The following is a 13,908-nucleotide window of genomic DNA, read 5'->3' on the forward strand; positions in this document are numbered from 1 at the left end:
CCATGAAAACACCCGTCTATCGTGGCCTCGGCGTACTTTGTGTCGTGCTCGGCGTGATTGGTGCTGTACTGCCGCTATTGCCGACAACGCCTTTCCTGATCCTCGCCGCCTATTTCTTCGCCCGCTCGCATCCGGAATGGGAAGCGAGGCTGCTGGCCCATCCGAGCGCCGGGCCCGCCATCCGCGCCTGGCGCGATCATGGCGCCATCCCGCTCTTTGCCAAGCGGCTGGCGACGGTCCTCATGGCGATCAGTGCCATCGGCGGCTGGTTTGGCCTGCCGGAGCCGTGGTGCTATGTGCCGCTGGTCGTTGCCGTCACGGTATTGAGCTGGATGTGGACGCGTCCTTCGGTTTGAGCCAGATTTGAATTTTGGCCATTTTTCCCGGTTGACCGTAGCAATCATCGTTCGGAAATGAAAAAGGCCGACACCTCGTGAGTGTCGGCCTTCGTTTGCCGCCCGGTCGGGCGGCAATTCAAAGCTGTGAGCTTCTTAGTGGAACTGTTCTTCTTCGGTCGAGCCGGTCAGCGCGGTAACGCTGGACTTGCCACCCTGAATCACGGTGGTGACGTCGTCGAAGTAACCGGTGCCAACTTCCTGCTGGTGCGAGACGAAGGTGTAGCCACGGTCACGAGCAGCGAATTCCGGCTCCTGAACCTTCTCGACGTAGGCCGACATGCCGCGCTTGGCGTAGTCCTGGGCCAGGTCGAACATGTGGTACCACATGTTGTGGATGCCAGCCAGGGTGATGAACTGGTACTTGTAACCCATGGCGCCGAGTTCAACCTGGAACTTGGCAATGGTGGCGTCGTCGAGGTTCTTCTTCCAGTTGAAGGAAGGCGAACAGTTGTAGGCCAGCATCTTGCCCGGGTGAACCTTATGCACGGCTTCGGCGAACTTGCGGGCAAATTCCAGATCCGGCGTGCCGGTTTCGCACCACACCAGGTCGGCGTAGTCAGCGTAAGCGATGGCGCGGGAGATAGCCTGGTCGAGACCCTTCTTGGTCTTGTAGAAGCCTTCGGCAGTACGCTCGCCAGTCAGGAACGGCTTGTCGTTCTCGTCGTAGTCGGAGGTCAGCAGGTCGGCTGCTTCGGCATCGGTACGGGCGATAACCAGGGTCGGCACGCCATAGACGTCAGACGCCATACGGGCAGCGATCAGCTTCTGGATGGCTTCGGTGGTCGGAACCAGAACCTTGCCGCCCATGTGGCCGCACTTCTTGACGGAAGCCAGCTGGTCTTCCCAATGCACGCCAGCAGCGCCAGCGCGGATCATGGCCTTCATCAGTTCGTAGGCGTTCAGCACGCCGCCGAAACCGGCTTCAGCGTCGGCGACGATCGGCAGGTGGTATTCAACATGGCCAGCATCGCCGGCGTTGATGTTCTTCGACCACTGGATTTCATCAGCGCGGTTGAATGCGTTGTTGATGCGCTCGACAACCTTCGGCACTGAGTCAACCGGATACAGGGACTGGTCCGGATACATTGCGGCGTATTCGTTGTTGTCAGCGGCAACTTGCCAGCCGGACAGGTAGATGGCCTTGATGCCAGCCTTGGCTTGCTGAACGGCTTGACCGCCGGTCAGGGCGCCCAGGCAGTTGACGTAGGGGGTGTTGTTGACCAGATCCCAGAGCTTCTCGGCGCCGCGACGGGCCAGGGTGTGCTCGACCTGGAAAGAGCCGCGCAGGCGGACGACGTCAGCAGCGGAGTAGCCGCGCTTGATGCCCTTCCAGCGGGGGTTTTCAGCCCAGTCTTTTTCGAGGGCGGCGATTTGCTGTTCGCGAGTGCTCATGTGAATTCCTCAGGTAATTTGGTTTGGGGGTTTCGGCGAAGAACCGGGTGTCTATGGTGCAGTGCCGATGGAAGAAAGTATAGTGATTTTTTTGCGGGGCAGCAACAGTCTTATATAAGACATAAGACAAAATTATTTCAAATAAAAACAGAATCTTGTGACCGAAATTTCACGATGCAAAACGCTGTTTGTTTTTATGAAATGATATCGCGCTGCGTCAGCACAAAGTTTTGCTGCTGACCAGGACACCATCCCCGTCGGCGTACAGATATTCACCCGGGTTGAAGGTCACGCCGCCAAATGTCACAGCGATATTCTTGTCGCCGACACCTTTCTTGAGCGTCTTTTGCGGGTGGGTGTTCAAGGCGCGGACGCCGATGTCGATGCCGTTGATGTCGCCCGAATCGCGGATGCAACCGTATACAACGACCCCGGCCCAGCCGTTCTTGGCCGCCAGGATGGCCAGTTGGTCGCCAACCAGCGCACAGCGCAGCGAACCGCCGCCATCGATGACGAGAACCTTGCCCTTGCCGTCCTCGGCAAAGGCTTCGCGGACCAGCGAGTTGTCCTCGAAAATTTTCAGTGTGACGATCTCGCCGGAAAAGCTCGTGCGGCCACCGTAGCGCTGGAACATCGGAGCAACGACGCGAACGGTTTTGCCCAGTTCGGATTCGAATTCATCGCAAAGGTCAGGGGTCTTGAAGGTCATGCTGGAATCCTCGAAATAAAAAAGCCGTGCAATGTTGCACGGCTTTTGGGGTGGATGGCAATCGTTCAGACGGTGGCTTCGGCTTTTTCTTCCTCGAAATCGAGTTTGATTTTGCCATCCTTGTCGAGGTCGACCGTGACCCGGCCACCGCTCGACAGTTTGCCAAACAACAACTCGTCGGCCAGCGCTGAACGGATGGTGTCCTGAATCAGTCGCGCCATCGGGCGGGCGCCCATGAGCGGATCGAAGCCCTTTTCGGCGAGCAGTTCCTTCACGGCCTCGGTGAAATGGGCTTCCACCTTCTTCTCATGCAACTGTTCCTCGAGCTGCATGAGGAACTTGTCGACAACACGGAGGATGACCTCGTGATCGAGCGGGCTGAAGGAAATCGTCGCGTCCAGGCGATTGCGGAACTCCGGCGTGAACAGCCGCTTGATCTCGACCATCTCGTCGCCGGTCTGTTTCGAACTGGTGAAGCCCATGCTCGATTTCTGCAGATCAGCTGCACCGGCGTTGGTGGTCATGATGATCACCACATTCCTGAAATCGGCCTTGCGCCCGTTGTTGTCGGTCAGCGTACCGTGGTCCATGACTTGCAACAGGATGTTGAAGATATCCGGATGCGCCTTTTCGATCTCGTCGAGGAGCAGCACGCAATACGGCTTCTTGGTCACGCCCTCGGTGAGCAGGCCGCCCTGTTCAAACCCGACATAGCCCGGCGGGGCGCCGATCAGGCGGGATACGGCATGGCGTTCCATGTACTCGCTCATGTCGAAGCGGAGCAGTTCGACGCCCAGGCAATAGGCCAGTTGCTTGGCCACTTCCGTCTTGCCGACACCGGTCGGGCCGCTGAACAGGAAGGAGCCAATCGGCTTGCCCGGATTGCCGAGGCCGGAGCGAGCCATCTTGATGGCCTTGGCCAGCGCGTCGATGGCCTTGTCCTGGCCGAAGACGACCGCTTTCAGGTCGCGATCAAGATTTTTCAGCGCACCGCGATCATCCAACGTTACGTGCTGCGACGGGATGCGGGCGATCTTGGCGACGATCTCCTCGATGTCCGTCTTGTTGATGACTTTTTTCTGTTTCGATTTCGGCAGGATGCGCTGGGCTGCACCAGCCTCGTCGATGACGTCGATGGCCTTGTCCGGCAGATGGCGGTCGGTGATGTAACGGGCGGCCAGTTCAGCCGCCGAGGTGATCGCCGTGGCCGAATACTTGATGCCGTGGTGGGCCTCGAAACGGGCTTTCAGACCTTTGAGGATCTCAACGGTTTCGGCAACCGAGGGCTCATTGACGTCGATTTTCTGGAAACGGCGGGAAAGTGCGCTGTCCTTCTCGAAAATGCCGCGGAACTCGGTGTAGGTCGTCGCGCCAATGCATTTCAACTGACCCGAGGAAAGCGCTGGCTTGAGCAGATTGGAGGCATCCAGCGTACCGCCGGAAGCCGAGCCAGCGCCGATGAGCGTGTGGATTTCGTCGATGAACAGGATGGCGTGCGGATTGTCCTGCAAGGCCTTGAGAACGCCCTTCAGGCGCTGCTCGAAGTCACCACGGTATTTGGTGCCAGCCAGCAGCGAACCCATGTCCAGCGAATAGACATTAGCCTTGGCAAGAATTTCCGGTACCTCGCCTTCGACGACTTTACGGGCCAGCCCTTCAGCGATGGCCGTCTTGCCGACACCGGCTTCGCCGACCAACAGCGGGTTGTTCTTGCGCCGGCGGCACAGCGTCTGGATAACACGCTCCAGTTCCTTGTCGCGGCCGATCAGCGGGTCGATCTTGCCCTGCAGTGCCAGTGCATTGAGGTTGATCGTGTATTGCTCAAGCGGCCCGGCTTCAGCTTTTTCGCCATCGGTTTCAACTTCGCCTTCCGGCGCAGCCTTGGCTTGCTGCGGAACCTTGCTGATGCCGTGCGAGATGTAATTGACGACGTCGAGTCGTGTTACGCCCTGTTTCTGCAGGAAATAGACCGCGTGTGAGTCCTTCTCGCCATAGATGGCGACCAGCACGTTGGCGCCGTTAACTTCCTTCTTGCCCGAAGACTGGACATGCAGGATGGCGCGTTGAATGACGCGCTGGAAACCAAGCGTTGGCTGCGTATCGATGTCGTCCTCGCCAGAAACTGTCGGCGTGTGCTCATCGATGAAATTGGTCAGATCCTTGCGCAGCGTGTCGGTCTTGGCGCCACAGGAGCGCAAGGCCTCGGCCGCAGAAGGGTTGTCGATCAGCGCCAGCAGCAGATGTTCGACGGTAATGAACTCGTGGCGTTTTTGACGCGCCTCGACGAAGGCCATGTGCAGGCTGACTTCGAGTTCCTGGGCAATCATCAATTTTCCTCCATGATGCAGGCAAGCGGGTGTTGGTGCTGGCGTGCGAATGCAATGACCTGTTCAACTTTGGTTGCAGCGATGTCCCGCGGGAAAACCCCGCAGACGCCACGACCCTCGTTGTGAACTTTGAGCATGATTTGCGTTGCTTGTTCAGTATCCAGAGAAAAAAACCGCTGCAGAACGGTGATCACGAAATCCATTGGCGTGTAATCGTCGTTCAACAACAGCACCTTGTACATCTTCGGCGGCCCCAGCTTGCTGCGCTGCGCCGCTAGTTGTCCGCCTTCCTGAGCCTTTGTCGCCATGCATTCGATTTTATACAGTCCGTCTTAATCCGCAATACAAAATATTGGGACGAATCTGCCGATTTCCAGACCAGGAGGAATATTTGCTGACCCTTGATTTGCTGCGGCGCCGCATCGAAACTTGTTGACGATAAAATTCGATTGGCGTAGAAAGCAATCGTGTTTGGCTTCTAGCTGTATCGAGGTTGCTGCAATGCACCGGGTCACTGAGTTCAAACAGGGAGTCGGGGAGACCCGTAAATTTGTTCGTCTTTTGTAAGAAAGTTGCAAACATGGCAATCGGTACTGTCAAGTGGTTCAATGATTCCAAGGGTTTTGGCTTTATCACTCCTGATGATGGCAGCGAAGATCTTTTCGCACATTTCTCCGCCATCAACATGAATGGTTTCAAGACTCTGAAGGAAGGTCAAAAAGTTTCCTTCGATGTCGTGCAAGGCCCCAAGGGCAAGCAGGCTTCCAATATCCAGAGCACCTAAGCTTCGGATAAAAGCACGTTATAAAGCCCGTCTGATTCAGACGGGCTTTTTTATTTAGTAAGTCGGAAAATACTCAGGCGACGCTGATTTCGTCCTGGCGCCGGTCGCCGCTGTTGTCCACCCAGGCCACCGATAATTTGTCCCCGGTCTTGATGCCGCGCGCCTTGAAGGTGAATAGCGGGTTCTTTGAGATCGACGTATTGAGCTGACCGTCGATAATCGGCTTTCCGTTCAGGCTGACCGTGAAGGTCTGAATGAAGTGCATCGGAACGCTCTGCCCCTTGTCATCCTTGCGTTGCCCGGTTTCCATCGGGTGCTGCATGAGGATGCGAATGTCAGTGATTTCACCCTGGTTCTGGGCGCGAATTTTGATTTGATCTGCCATGCTCAGCCTCCACATCCGCCAAGTGTTACCTTGATCTCGCGGAAGGCAACGTAGGATTTTCCGTCCGTGGTTTTGGCCACCGCCCGGACGCGTGTGGTTTCGGCCATTTTGATCTGGGCTCTCACATAAGGCAGGACCGGACCGGTGAATTCGATCACCGAGCACAGCGGCATCGGATTCTTGTCGGCAAAGATGGCCAGGGTACGGGTGTTGGCAATATTGCAGGTGATCTCGACTTCCACCTTGGCGCCATTTTCGGCGATCTCCGGCGCGTTGATCACGATGTCGCGCGATTCGGCAGCATTGGCGCTGCCGTAAGCCTTCAGTGCGTCATTGACGGTGCGGGCGGTAAAGGTATTCTTGTTCCACTCGGCGGCCAGGACGCGGGTTGGCATGAGCAAGCCGGTGCCGATCAGGGGCGATAGCAGGGCAGCCGAGACGCTGCCTTTGAGGAATCTTCTGCGTAGTTCGGACATGGTCTTTGCGGGAGGGTTATTCGGCAAGCCAGTGGCCTGATTTGCCGCCGGATTTTTCCAGCAGGCGGATGTTTTCGATGCGCATGCCACGGTCGACGGCCTTGCACATGTCGTATATGGTCAGCAGGCCGACCGAGGTTGCGGTCAGCGCTTCCATTTCGACACCGGTTCGACCGAAACATTCGGCGACGACTTCGCAATGAACTGCGTTTTGGGCATCGTCGATTGAAAAGTCTGCGGTGACGCGAGTCAGGGCGATTGGATGGCACAGGGGAATCAGGTCGCTGGTTCGCTTTGAGGCCTGGATGGCGGCGATGCGGGCGATGCCCAGAACGTCGCCTTTCTTGGCGGAACCGGCGCGAATCAGCGCCAGCGTCTCGGGCTTCATGAAAATGCTGCCGGCGGCGCGGGCAACACGGGCTGTTTCTGTCTTGGCGCCGACGTCGACCATATGTGCCTGGCCGGCGTTGTCGAAATGAGTCAGGGTCTGGTTGGTCACGGGATTTACGATTGATTACGATGCGCCGGGAGGGCGCTTTTCGTGGCTGCGGTATCATAACACCATGCACCTGAGCCAACGATTCATAGCCGCCCTTCTCGCCTGCACGCTGGCCTTGCAGCCGGTGATGGCCGACGAGTTGCCGGAATTGGGCGATGCTGCCAGCAACGATTTGTCGCTGAGTACCGAAAAGAAAATCGGTCAGCAGATCATGCATGAAATACGCTGGCGCGAGCCGTCGTACCTCGATGACGCCGATGTCGAGGCGTATCTGAATCAACTGGGTGGTCAACTGGCGGCGGTCAGCAACGACCCCGGTTTCGGTTTTTACTTTTTCCCGATCAACGATCCGAACATCAACGCTTTTGCCATGCCCGGCGGCTACATCGGCGTGCATACCGGCCTCATCGTGTCCGCCCAGACGGAGTCGGAGCTGGCCGGTGTTCTGGCGCATGAAATATCGCATGTGACGCAGCGCCATATCGCGCGCCAGGTCTTTCAGTCGAAGCAGATCGGTATGGCGTCGATGGTGGCGATGGCGCTGGCCTTGCTGGCGGCGCGTTCGAGCGGCCAGATGGCCGGGGCGGCAATCGCCTCGACGCAGGCCGGGGCGATTTCCGCCCAACTGGCGTTTTCCCGGGATTTCGAGCGCGAGGCTGACCGGCAGGGTTTCGATATTCTGGGCAAGGCAGGTTTTGATGTGCGCGGCATGGGGGTGTTTTTCGAGCGCCTGCAAAAATCGGTTCGCTTGTATGAGAACAACGCGACGGCCTACCTGCGCACCCACCCGCTCACAGGCGAGCGCCTGACCGACATGCAGAACCGCGAGCAGGCGGTGCCTTATCGCCAGGTGGCGGACAGCGTCGATTTCCAGCTGGTGCGGGCCAAGGTGCGGGCCATGCAGGGAACGCCGGGCGATGCGGTGAAGGATATGGACAAGCTGCTGCGCGATCGGAAATTTGCTTCCGAAGCAGCCATTCGCTATGGCCTGGCCTTCGCGCTCTATCGAAATCGCGATTGGGTTGGGGCTGAGCGGGAAATCGAAACCATTCGCCGACTCAAGGTTTCGGCGCCGATGCTGGAGCATTTGCGGGCCGATATCCGGATTGCTCAGGGCGATCCAGCTGGCGGACTGGCGATTTATCGCGATGCGATGGTCCGCTTTCCGCTCAATCAGGGCCTGCTTTACGGCTATGGCGCGGCCTTGCTCAGCGCACGGCGCTACGACGAGGCGCTACGTTTCGTTGAAGCGCGCCTGGGCACTACGCCGGACGACGTCCGCCTGCACAAGATGCGCGCCGAAAGTTACGCCGGGCTGGGCAAGCAGGCCATGCAGCATCGGGCGCTGGCCGAGGCTTTCGCCTTGCAGGGGCAGACGGCGGGGGCGGTCGAGCAATTGCAGCAGGCGCAGAAGGCCGGCGACGCCAATTTCTTCGAGATGTCGTCTATCGATGCACGCTTGCGCGAGTTGAAGCAGCGGCTGATCGATGAACTCAAGGAAAAGCGCAATTAATCGAGGTAAAATCGTGCCTCTAATCCATTTGGCCGAATGAACATGGAATTTAATCGCGATCTCGACGTTAAGGGGCTGAACTGCCCGTTGCCCATCCTGCGTACCAAGAAGACGCTTGCCGAGATGGAGTCGGGCCAGATCCTCCGCGTACTGGCGACCGATCCCGGTTCCCTCAAGGATTTTCCGGCTTTTGCCAAACAAACCGGTAACGAACTGGTTGAGCAAAAAGAAGAAAACCGCGTTTTCGAGTTTTATCTGAAGCGCAAATAAGCCCGGAATTCACCGCATTTTTCGAGGACAGGCGGGCGCCGGCTGGCGAACCCGCCGCTTGGCGTTTTGATGGGCTGATCGATTGGCTCGAGGCCAGCGATGCGGCTTCGCTGGAAGCCGCGTTGCGGATGCTGCGGGATGATCCGCAGTGGACGGTGGTTGGTCTCGACTATGAACTCGGCTATCTGCTGGAGCCCAAGTCGGCGCCGCTTGGCTGGCAACCTGGCGGGCGGACGCTGGCCAGGTTCTGGCGGTTCTCAACGCGAATTTCGCTGTCCGCGGACGATGCTGCAGCCTGGTTGCGGCAGTCTGGCCATGGCGTGGCCGGTGTCGGCGGCTTGCAGCCGGCGATTGATGAAGAAGCCTACGTTGCTACGGTCAACCGGATAAAACGGCTGATTTTCGAAGGTGACTGTTATCAGGTCAATTTCACCTTCCCCCTCAAATTTGAATGGTTTGGTTCGCCGCTGGCACTTTATGCGCGACTCCGCGAGCAGCAGCCGGTTCGCTATGGCGGTTTTGTTGGCGATGCCCGGCACGGCATGGTTTCTCTGTCGCCCGAACTGTTTCTGGAACGTTATGGCGACCGGTTGCTGACCAAACCGATGAAAGGCACGGCGCCACGTAGCGCGCCGCCTGAGCAACTGCGCAATTCGGAAAAGGATTGTGCAGAAAACCTGATGATCGTTGACCTGCTGCGCAACGACCTTGGCCGCGTCGCTGACATGGGTAGCGTCGTGGTCGACCGGCTGTTCGATATCGAGGAATACCCAACGCTCTGGCAGATGGTCTCGGAGGTTTCGGCCAATGTTGGCGGGCGGAGTTTCGGCGACATCCTGCGCGCGCTGTTTCCCTGCGGTTCGATAACCGGAGCACCGAAAATCCGCGCCATGCAGATTGCGGCCGAACTGGAAAATGCCGAGCGCGGCATTTATACGGGCGCGCTGGGTTGGCTGGCGCCGGGTGGAGATTTTCGGCTTAACGTGGCGATTCGCACGCTGGAGTTGGGGGCGGATGGCCGTGGCAAGCTGGGGGTGGGCAGCGGCATCGTCGCCGATTCGCAGCCGGCCGCCGAGTGGCAGGAATGCCTGCTCAAGTCGCGTTTCCTGCGCGACTGCGATCCCGGACTGCTATTGATCGAAACGCTACGTCGCGAAGATGGGCAATATCCACGACTGGCCGGGCATCTCGAACGTTTGCGCCAGTCGGCAACGTGGCTGCGATTTCCCTGTGACGAAGCGCGGGTGGCTGAGTTGTTGGACGAGCAGCCCAGCACCGGCACGTGGCGCGTCCGTCTGACCCTGGCGAAGGATGGCAGTCTCGATGTCCGGTCCTTCCCGCTCGGCGTCGAGCCGGTCGGTCCGCGCTACGCCGTGCTGGCCGCCCAGAGGATTGAATCTGGCTACCCTTTGCGTCGGCACAAGACGACGGACCGAGCGCTCTACGATGAAGCGCTCAAGGCGCTGGATGGCGATCCACAACTCTTCGACGTGATTTTTCTGAATGAGCGTGGCGAGGTTGCCGAAGGGGCACGCAGCAACGTGTTCGTCGAGCGCGAAGGCGTTTTGCTGACGCCGCCGCTGGCCAGTGGTGCCTTGCCCGGCGTGCTGCGGGCAGAACTGCTGGCGAATGGCAGGGCCCGCGAGGCGGTGCTTTGTCCGGCCGACCTGGCCGACGGTTTCTGGCTGGGAAACGCCCTCAGGGGGCTGGTGCGGGTATCGCTATACCCCAAGGGTACTTCCTGCGGGGCGCGGTCAACCGGAAAAATTGCCTGAATTTCAAATTTGGCCGTTTTTTCCGGTTGACCGTGGCAATGCGTCAATCAGCCGCGCAAGCGGCGCAAATAAAGGCCGAGCATCGAGAACAGTGCTGCCGCGATGCCATAATAGAAGGCCCTGCGGACATCGACGTCCTGGTAGTCGAGCAGGATCGGCACTTCATTCTCGACCGTGTAACGGATCGTCGTCTGGAAGTGCCAGGACGAAGCCTTGACCTCGAAAACGCCGTTTTCGATCTTCCACTTGAGCCAGTTGTGTTCTTCCTGGAGGTCGCCGGCCGGCGCTGTCGGCGTCAACGTGGTGTACAGGCCCTTGGCCTTGGCGTCGGCCAGATCCTTGTAGGCCAAGCCGCAAGGCTCCTTGTTGGCGCAGATGGCAACGAGGCGGAATTCGGGCTTCCAGACATCGGTCTTGTCTTTTGGCCACGAGATCATGAAGGCAACGCTCCACGCCCCGACCAGCGCCGAAAAGATCATTAGCGCAATGAAGATCTGGGAGAGGATGCCGCGTTTGTCTTGGGACATTTGAATCCTTTTTAGTTACCCAACTTGGCAAGTTGGGGCTTGAGTTGTTCCAGCGTGGCCGTAAAGTCGGCCACTCGCTGCTTTTCCTGATCGATCACCGCCGCCGGGGCGCGGGCGACGAAACCTTCGTTGGCGAGCTTGCCCTGGGCAATCGAAATCTGCTTTTCGAGCTTTTCGATTTCCTTGGCGAGGCGCACGCGTTCGGCGGCAACGTCGATTTCCACCTTGAGCATCAGGCGGGTTTCACCGACCACGGCAACCGGCGCCATGGCATCGGCCGGCATGTCGGAAACGATTTGTACCTCGGAGAGCTTACCCAGAGCTTGCAGGATGGCCGCGAACTCTGAAATCTCGGCGCCACCACCGGCGACCAGCAGGGGCATGCGCAGGGCGGGCGAGACGTTCATCTCGCCGCGCAGGTTGCGGCAGGCGTAGGCCAAGGCTTTGAGGCGCTCGACCTTGGCTTCCGAAGCCGGGTCGATCTTGTACTCCTCGGCGCGCGGGTAGGCGGCGAGCATGATCGAGTCGTGCGTTTTGCGGCCGGCGATGGGGGCGACGGTCTGCCACAGCTCTTCGGTGATGAACGGAATGAGCGGGTGAGCCAATCGCAGCACGGCTTCCAGCGTGCGCACCAGCGTCCGGCGGGCGCCGCGCTGCTGGGCATCGTTGCCGGTCTGGATCTCGACCTTGGCGATTTCCAGGTACCAGTCGCAGAACTCGTCCCAGATGAACTTGTAGATGGCCTGGGCGACGAGGTCGAAGCGGTAGTCAGTGAAGTGCTGTTCGACTTCCTTCTCGACGCGTTGCAACTGGCTGACGATCCAGCGGTCGGCGAAGCTGAACTCGAGCGGGGCGGAACCACCGCAGGCCGGGCCGTTCTGCTGGTGTTCGAGGGCCAGGTCATGGCCTTCGACGTTCATCAGCACGAAGCGCGTGGCGTTCCACAGCTTGTTGCAGAAATTGCGGTAGCCGTCGCAGCGATTCAGGTCGAACTTGATGTCGCGGCCCGGCGAGGCGAGGCTGGCGAAGGTGAAGCGTAGGGCATCGGTGCCGAAGGAGGCAATGCCTTCCGGGAACTCCTTCTTCGTCTTCTTGGCGATGCTTTCCGCCTGCTTCGGGTTCATCAGACCGGTCGTGCGCTTTTCGATTAGCGCTTCGAGGCCGATGCCGTCGATCAGGTCAATCGGATCGAGCACATTGCCCTTCGACTTCGACATCTTCTGGCCTTCGCCGTCGCGGATCAGGCCATGCACATAGACGTGCTTGAACGGGATCTGGCCGGTGATCTGCTTGGTCATCATGACCATGCGGGCAACCCAGAAGAAGATGATGTCGAAACCTGTGACCAGCACGGTCGACGGTAAATATTGCTGCAAAATCGGATTGGCGGCGTCGATGGTCTCGTCGCCCGTCCAGTCGAGCGTCGAGAATGGCCACAGGGCGGAGGAGAACCAGGTGTCGAGGACGTCTTCGTCGCGGCTCAGGGCGCCGGTGTAGCCCTGTTTGGCGGCTTCGGCCTTGGCTTCTGCTTCGCTGTGAGCGACGAAAATCTGGCCATTGTCGCCGTACCAGGCCGGAATCTGGTGGCCCCACCAGAGCTGGCGGGAAATGCACCAGTCCTGGATGTTGTTGAGCCACTGGTTGTAGGTATTGACCCAGTTTTCCGGGTAGAACTTGATCTCGCCGGAATGAACGACATCAAGCGCCTTCTCGGTGATCGACTTGCCGTCGTCGCCCGGCTTGGACATGGCGACGAACCACTGATCGGTGAGCATCGGCTCGATGACGACATTGGTCCGGTCGCCACGCGGAACCTTGAGCTTGTGCTTGTCGGTCTTCTCGAGGATGCCGATGGCTTCGAGGTCGGCGACGACGGCCTTGCGGGCGTCGAAGCGGTCGAGGCCGCGATATTTTTCCGGGGCGTTCTCGTTGATCTTGGCGTCCAGCGTCAGGATCGAGATCATCGGCAGGCCGTGGCGCTGGCCAACGGCGTAGTCGTTGAAGTCATGCGCCGGCGTGACCTTGACGCAGCCGGTGCCGAATTCGAGATCGACGTAGCTGTCGGCGATGATCGGGATTTCTCTATCGGTCAGCGGCAACTTCACCATCTTGCCGATCATGTGCTTGTAGCGCTCGTCTTCCGGGTGGACCATCACGGCGGTGTCACCGAGCATGGTTTCCGGCCGCGTCGTGGCGACGACCAAGCTATCCGAGCCGTCGGCCAGCGGATAGCGGATGTGCCACATGAAGCCGTCTTCTTCTTCCTGCACGACTTCGAGGTCAGAAACGGCGGTATTCAGCTTCGGGTCCCAGTTCACCAGGCGCTTGCCGCGGTAGATCAGGCCTTCGTTAAAGAGGCGGACGAAGGTTTCGGTGACGACCTTGTTGAGGCCGGCATCCATCGTGAAGCGCTCGCGTTTCCAGTCCGGGCTGGTGCCCATGCGGCGCATCTGTTTGGTGATGGTGTTACCGGAGTATTCCTTCCATTCCCAGACTTTTTCGAGGAACTTTTCGCGGCCGAGGTCGTGGCGCGAAATGCCCTGCGCGTCCAGTTGGCGCTCGACGACGATCTGCGTCGCGATACCCGCGTGGTCAGTGCCTGGCTGCCAAAGCGTGTTGTGGCCGCGCATCCGGTAATAGCGGGTCAGCGCGTCCATCAGCGTCTGGTTGAAGCCGTGACCCATGTGCAGCGTGCCGGTCACATTGGGCGGCGGCAGCAGGATGCAGAAGTTTTCGTCAGCTGCCTTGCTGCGGTCCACGCCGGCAGCGAAGTAATTCTGGGCTTCCCACTCGGGGTACCAGCGGCGTTCGATATCGGCTGGTTCAAAGGCTTTGGCGAGTTCCATGGGCTTG

At 59.1% G+C, this 13,908-nt stretch carries 14 protein-coding genes; 5 read left to right on the top strand and 9 right to left on the bottom strand.

From position 1 onward, the window contains the following. Positions 1-2: 2 nt before the first annotated feature. The gene (locus WBK19_RS11555; protein ID WP_511289846.1) at positions 3-356 is read left to right on the top strand and encodes a YbaN family protein; all 354 of its coding nucleotides are present in this window, start codon (positions 3-5) and stop codon (positions 354-356) included. A 135-nt stretch (positions 357-491) separates the two neighbouring features. Here the strand turns inward: WBK19_RS11555 and aceA are convergent, their stop codons facing one another. The 4 genes from aceA to clpS all read right to left on the bottom strand — a co-directional run bounded on the left by aceA (position 492) and on the right by clpS (position 5,134). Beyond that, positions 492-1,790, bottom strand: a complete 1,299-nt coding sequence (gene aceA / locus WBK19_RS11560) for an isocitrate lyase (RefSeq protein WP_494649515.1) — start codon at positions 1,788-1,790, stop codon at positions 492-494. 217 nt (positions 1,791-2,007) lie between these two features. Continuing rightward, entirely contained in the window at positions 2,008-2,499 is a 492-nt protein-coding gene (rraA, locus tag WBK19_RS11565; RefSeq protein ID WP_511289848.1) for a ribonuclease E activity regulator RraA, read from the bottom strand. A gap of 65 nt (positions 2,500-2,564) precedes the next feature. Continuing rightward, positions 2,565-4,826, bottom strand: a complete 2,262-nt coding sequence (gene clpA, locus WBK19_RS11570; RefSeq protein ID WP_511289850.1) for an ATP-dependent Clp protease ATP-binding subunit ClpA — start codon at positions 4,824-4,826, stop codon at positions 2,565-2,567. Beyond that, positions 4,826-5,134, bottom strand: a complete 309-nt coding sequence (gene clpS / locus WBK19_RS11575; protein ID WP_226400897.1) for an ATP-dependent Clp protease adapter ClpS — start codon at positions 5,132-5,134, stop codon at positions 4,826-4,828. The genes clpA and clpS overlap by 1 nt, the downstream gene beginning before the upstream one ends. A gap of 272 nt (positions 5,135-5,406) precedes the next feature. Between clpS and WBK19_RS11580 the strand changes: the two genes are divergently transcribed. Next, the gene (locus WBK19_RS11580; protein WP_066880803.1) at positions 5,407-5,610 is read left to right on the top strand and encodes a cold-shock protein; all 204 of its coding nucleotides are present in this window, start codon (positions 5,407-5,409) and stop codon (positions 5,608-5,610) included. A 73-nt stretch (positions 5,611-5,683) separates the two neighbouring features. Here the strand turns inward: WBK19_RS11580 and soxZ are convergent, their stop codons facing one another. The 3 genes from soxZ to moaC are packed head-to-tail and all read right to left on the bottom strand — an operon-like array spanning position 5,684 to position 6,970. Further along, positions 5,684-5,995, bottom strand: a complete 312-nt coding sequence (gene soxZ / locus WBK19_RS11585) for a thiosulfate oxidation carrier complex protein SoxZ (RefSeq protein WP_511289852.1) — start codon at positions 5,993-5,995, stop codon at positions 5,684-5,686. Between the two features lie 2 nt (positions 5,996-5,997). After that, complete coding sequence (soxY, locus tag WBK19_RS11590) at positions 5,998-6,471, bottom strand: thiosulfate oxidation carrier protein SoxY (protein ID WP_511289854.1); 474 nt, start codon at positions 6,469-6,471, stop codon at positions 5,998-6,000. Between the two features lie 16 nt (positions 6,472-6,487). Continuing rightward, the gene (gene moaC, locus WBK19_RS11595; protein WP_511289856.1) at positions 6,488-6,970 is read right to left on the bottom strand and encodes a cyclic pyranopterin monophosphate synthase MoaC; all 483 of its coding nucleotides are present in this window, start codon (positions 6,968-6,970) and stop codon (positions 6,488-6,490) included. Between the two features lie 64 nt (positions 6,971-7,034). Here moaC and WBK19_RS11600 point away from each other — a divergent pair, with 64 nt between their 5' ends. The 3 genes from WBK19_RS11600 to pabB all read left to right on the top strand — a co-directional run bounded on the left by WBK19_RS11600 (position 7,035) and on the right by pabB (position 10,528). Further along, a complete protein-coding gene (locus tag WBK19_RS11600) occupies positions 7,035-8,483 on the top strand; it encodes a beta-barrel assembly-enhancing protease (protein WP_511289858.1) in 1,449 nt (482 codons plus the stop codon). Between the two features lie 42 nt (positions 8,484-8,525). Continuing rightward, positions 8,526-8,753 (top strand): sulfurtransferase TusA family protein, encoded by a 228-nt coding sequence (locus WBK19_RS11605; RefSeq protein WP_226400887.1) that lies wholly within the window; start codon positions 8,526-8,528, stop codon positions 8,751-8,753. Between the two features lie 128 nt (positions 8,754-8,881). Then, positions 8,882-10,528: an aminodeoxychorismate synthase component I gene (gene pabB, locus WBK19_RS11610; protein WP_511289860.1), complete on the top strand. Its 1,647-nt coding sequence runs from the start codon at positions 8,882-8,884 to the stop codon at positions 10,526-10,528. Positions 10,529-10,575: 47 nt separating this feature from the next. On the opposite strand, the gene WBK19_RS11615 is transcribed toward pabB, so the two are convergent. Both WBK19_RS11615 and WBK19_RS11620 read right to left on the bottom strand, forming a co-directional pair. Then, positions 10,576-11,055 carry a hypothetical protein gene (locus WBK19_RS11615; protein ID WP_511289862.1) on the bottom strand — a complete coding sequence of 160 codons (480 nt, stop codon included), beginning with the start codon at positions 11,053-11,055 and terminating at the stop codon, positions 10,576-10,578. A gap of 11 nt (positions 11,056-11,066) precedes the next feature. Beyond that, positions 11,067-13,901: a valine--tRNA ligase gene (locus WBK19_RS11620; protein WP_511289864.1), complete on the bottom strand. Its 2,835-nt coding sequence runs from the start codon at positions 13,899-13,901 to the stop codon at positions 11,067-11,069. Positions 13,902-13,908 lie beyond the last annotated feature (7 nt).

The organism is Azonexus sp., from assembly GCF_049652925.1.
Taxonomy (GTDB): domain Bacteria; phylum Pseudomonadota; class Gammaproteobacteria; order Burkholderiales; family Rhodocyclaceae; genus Azonexus.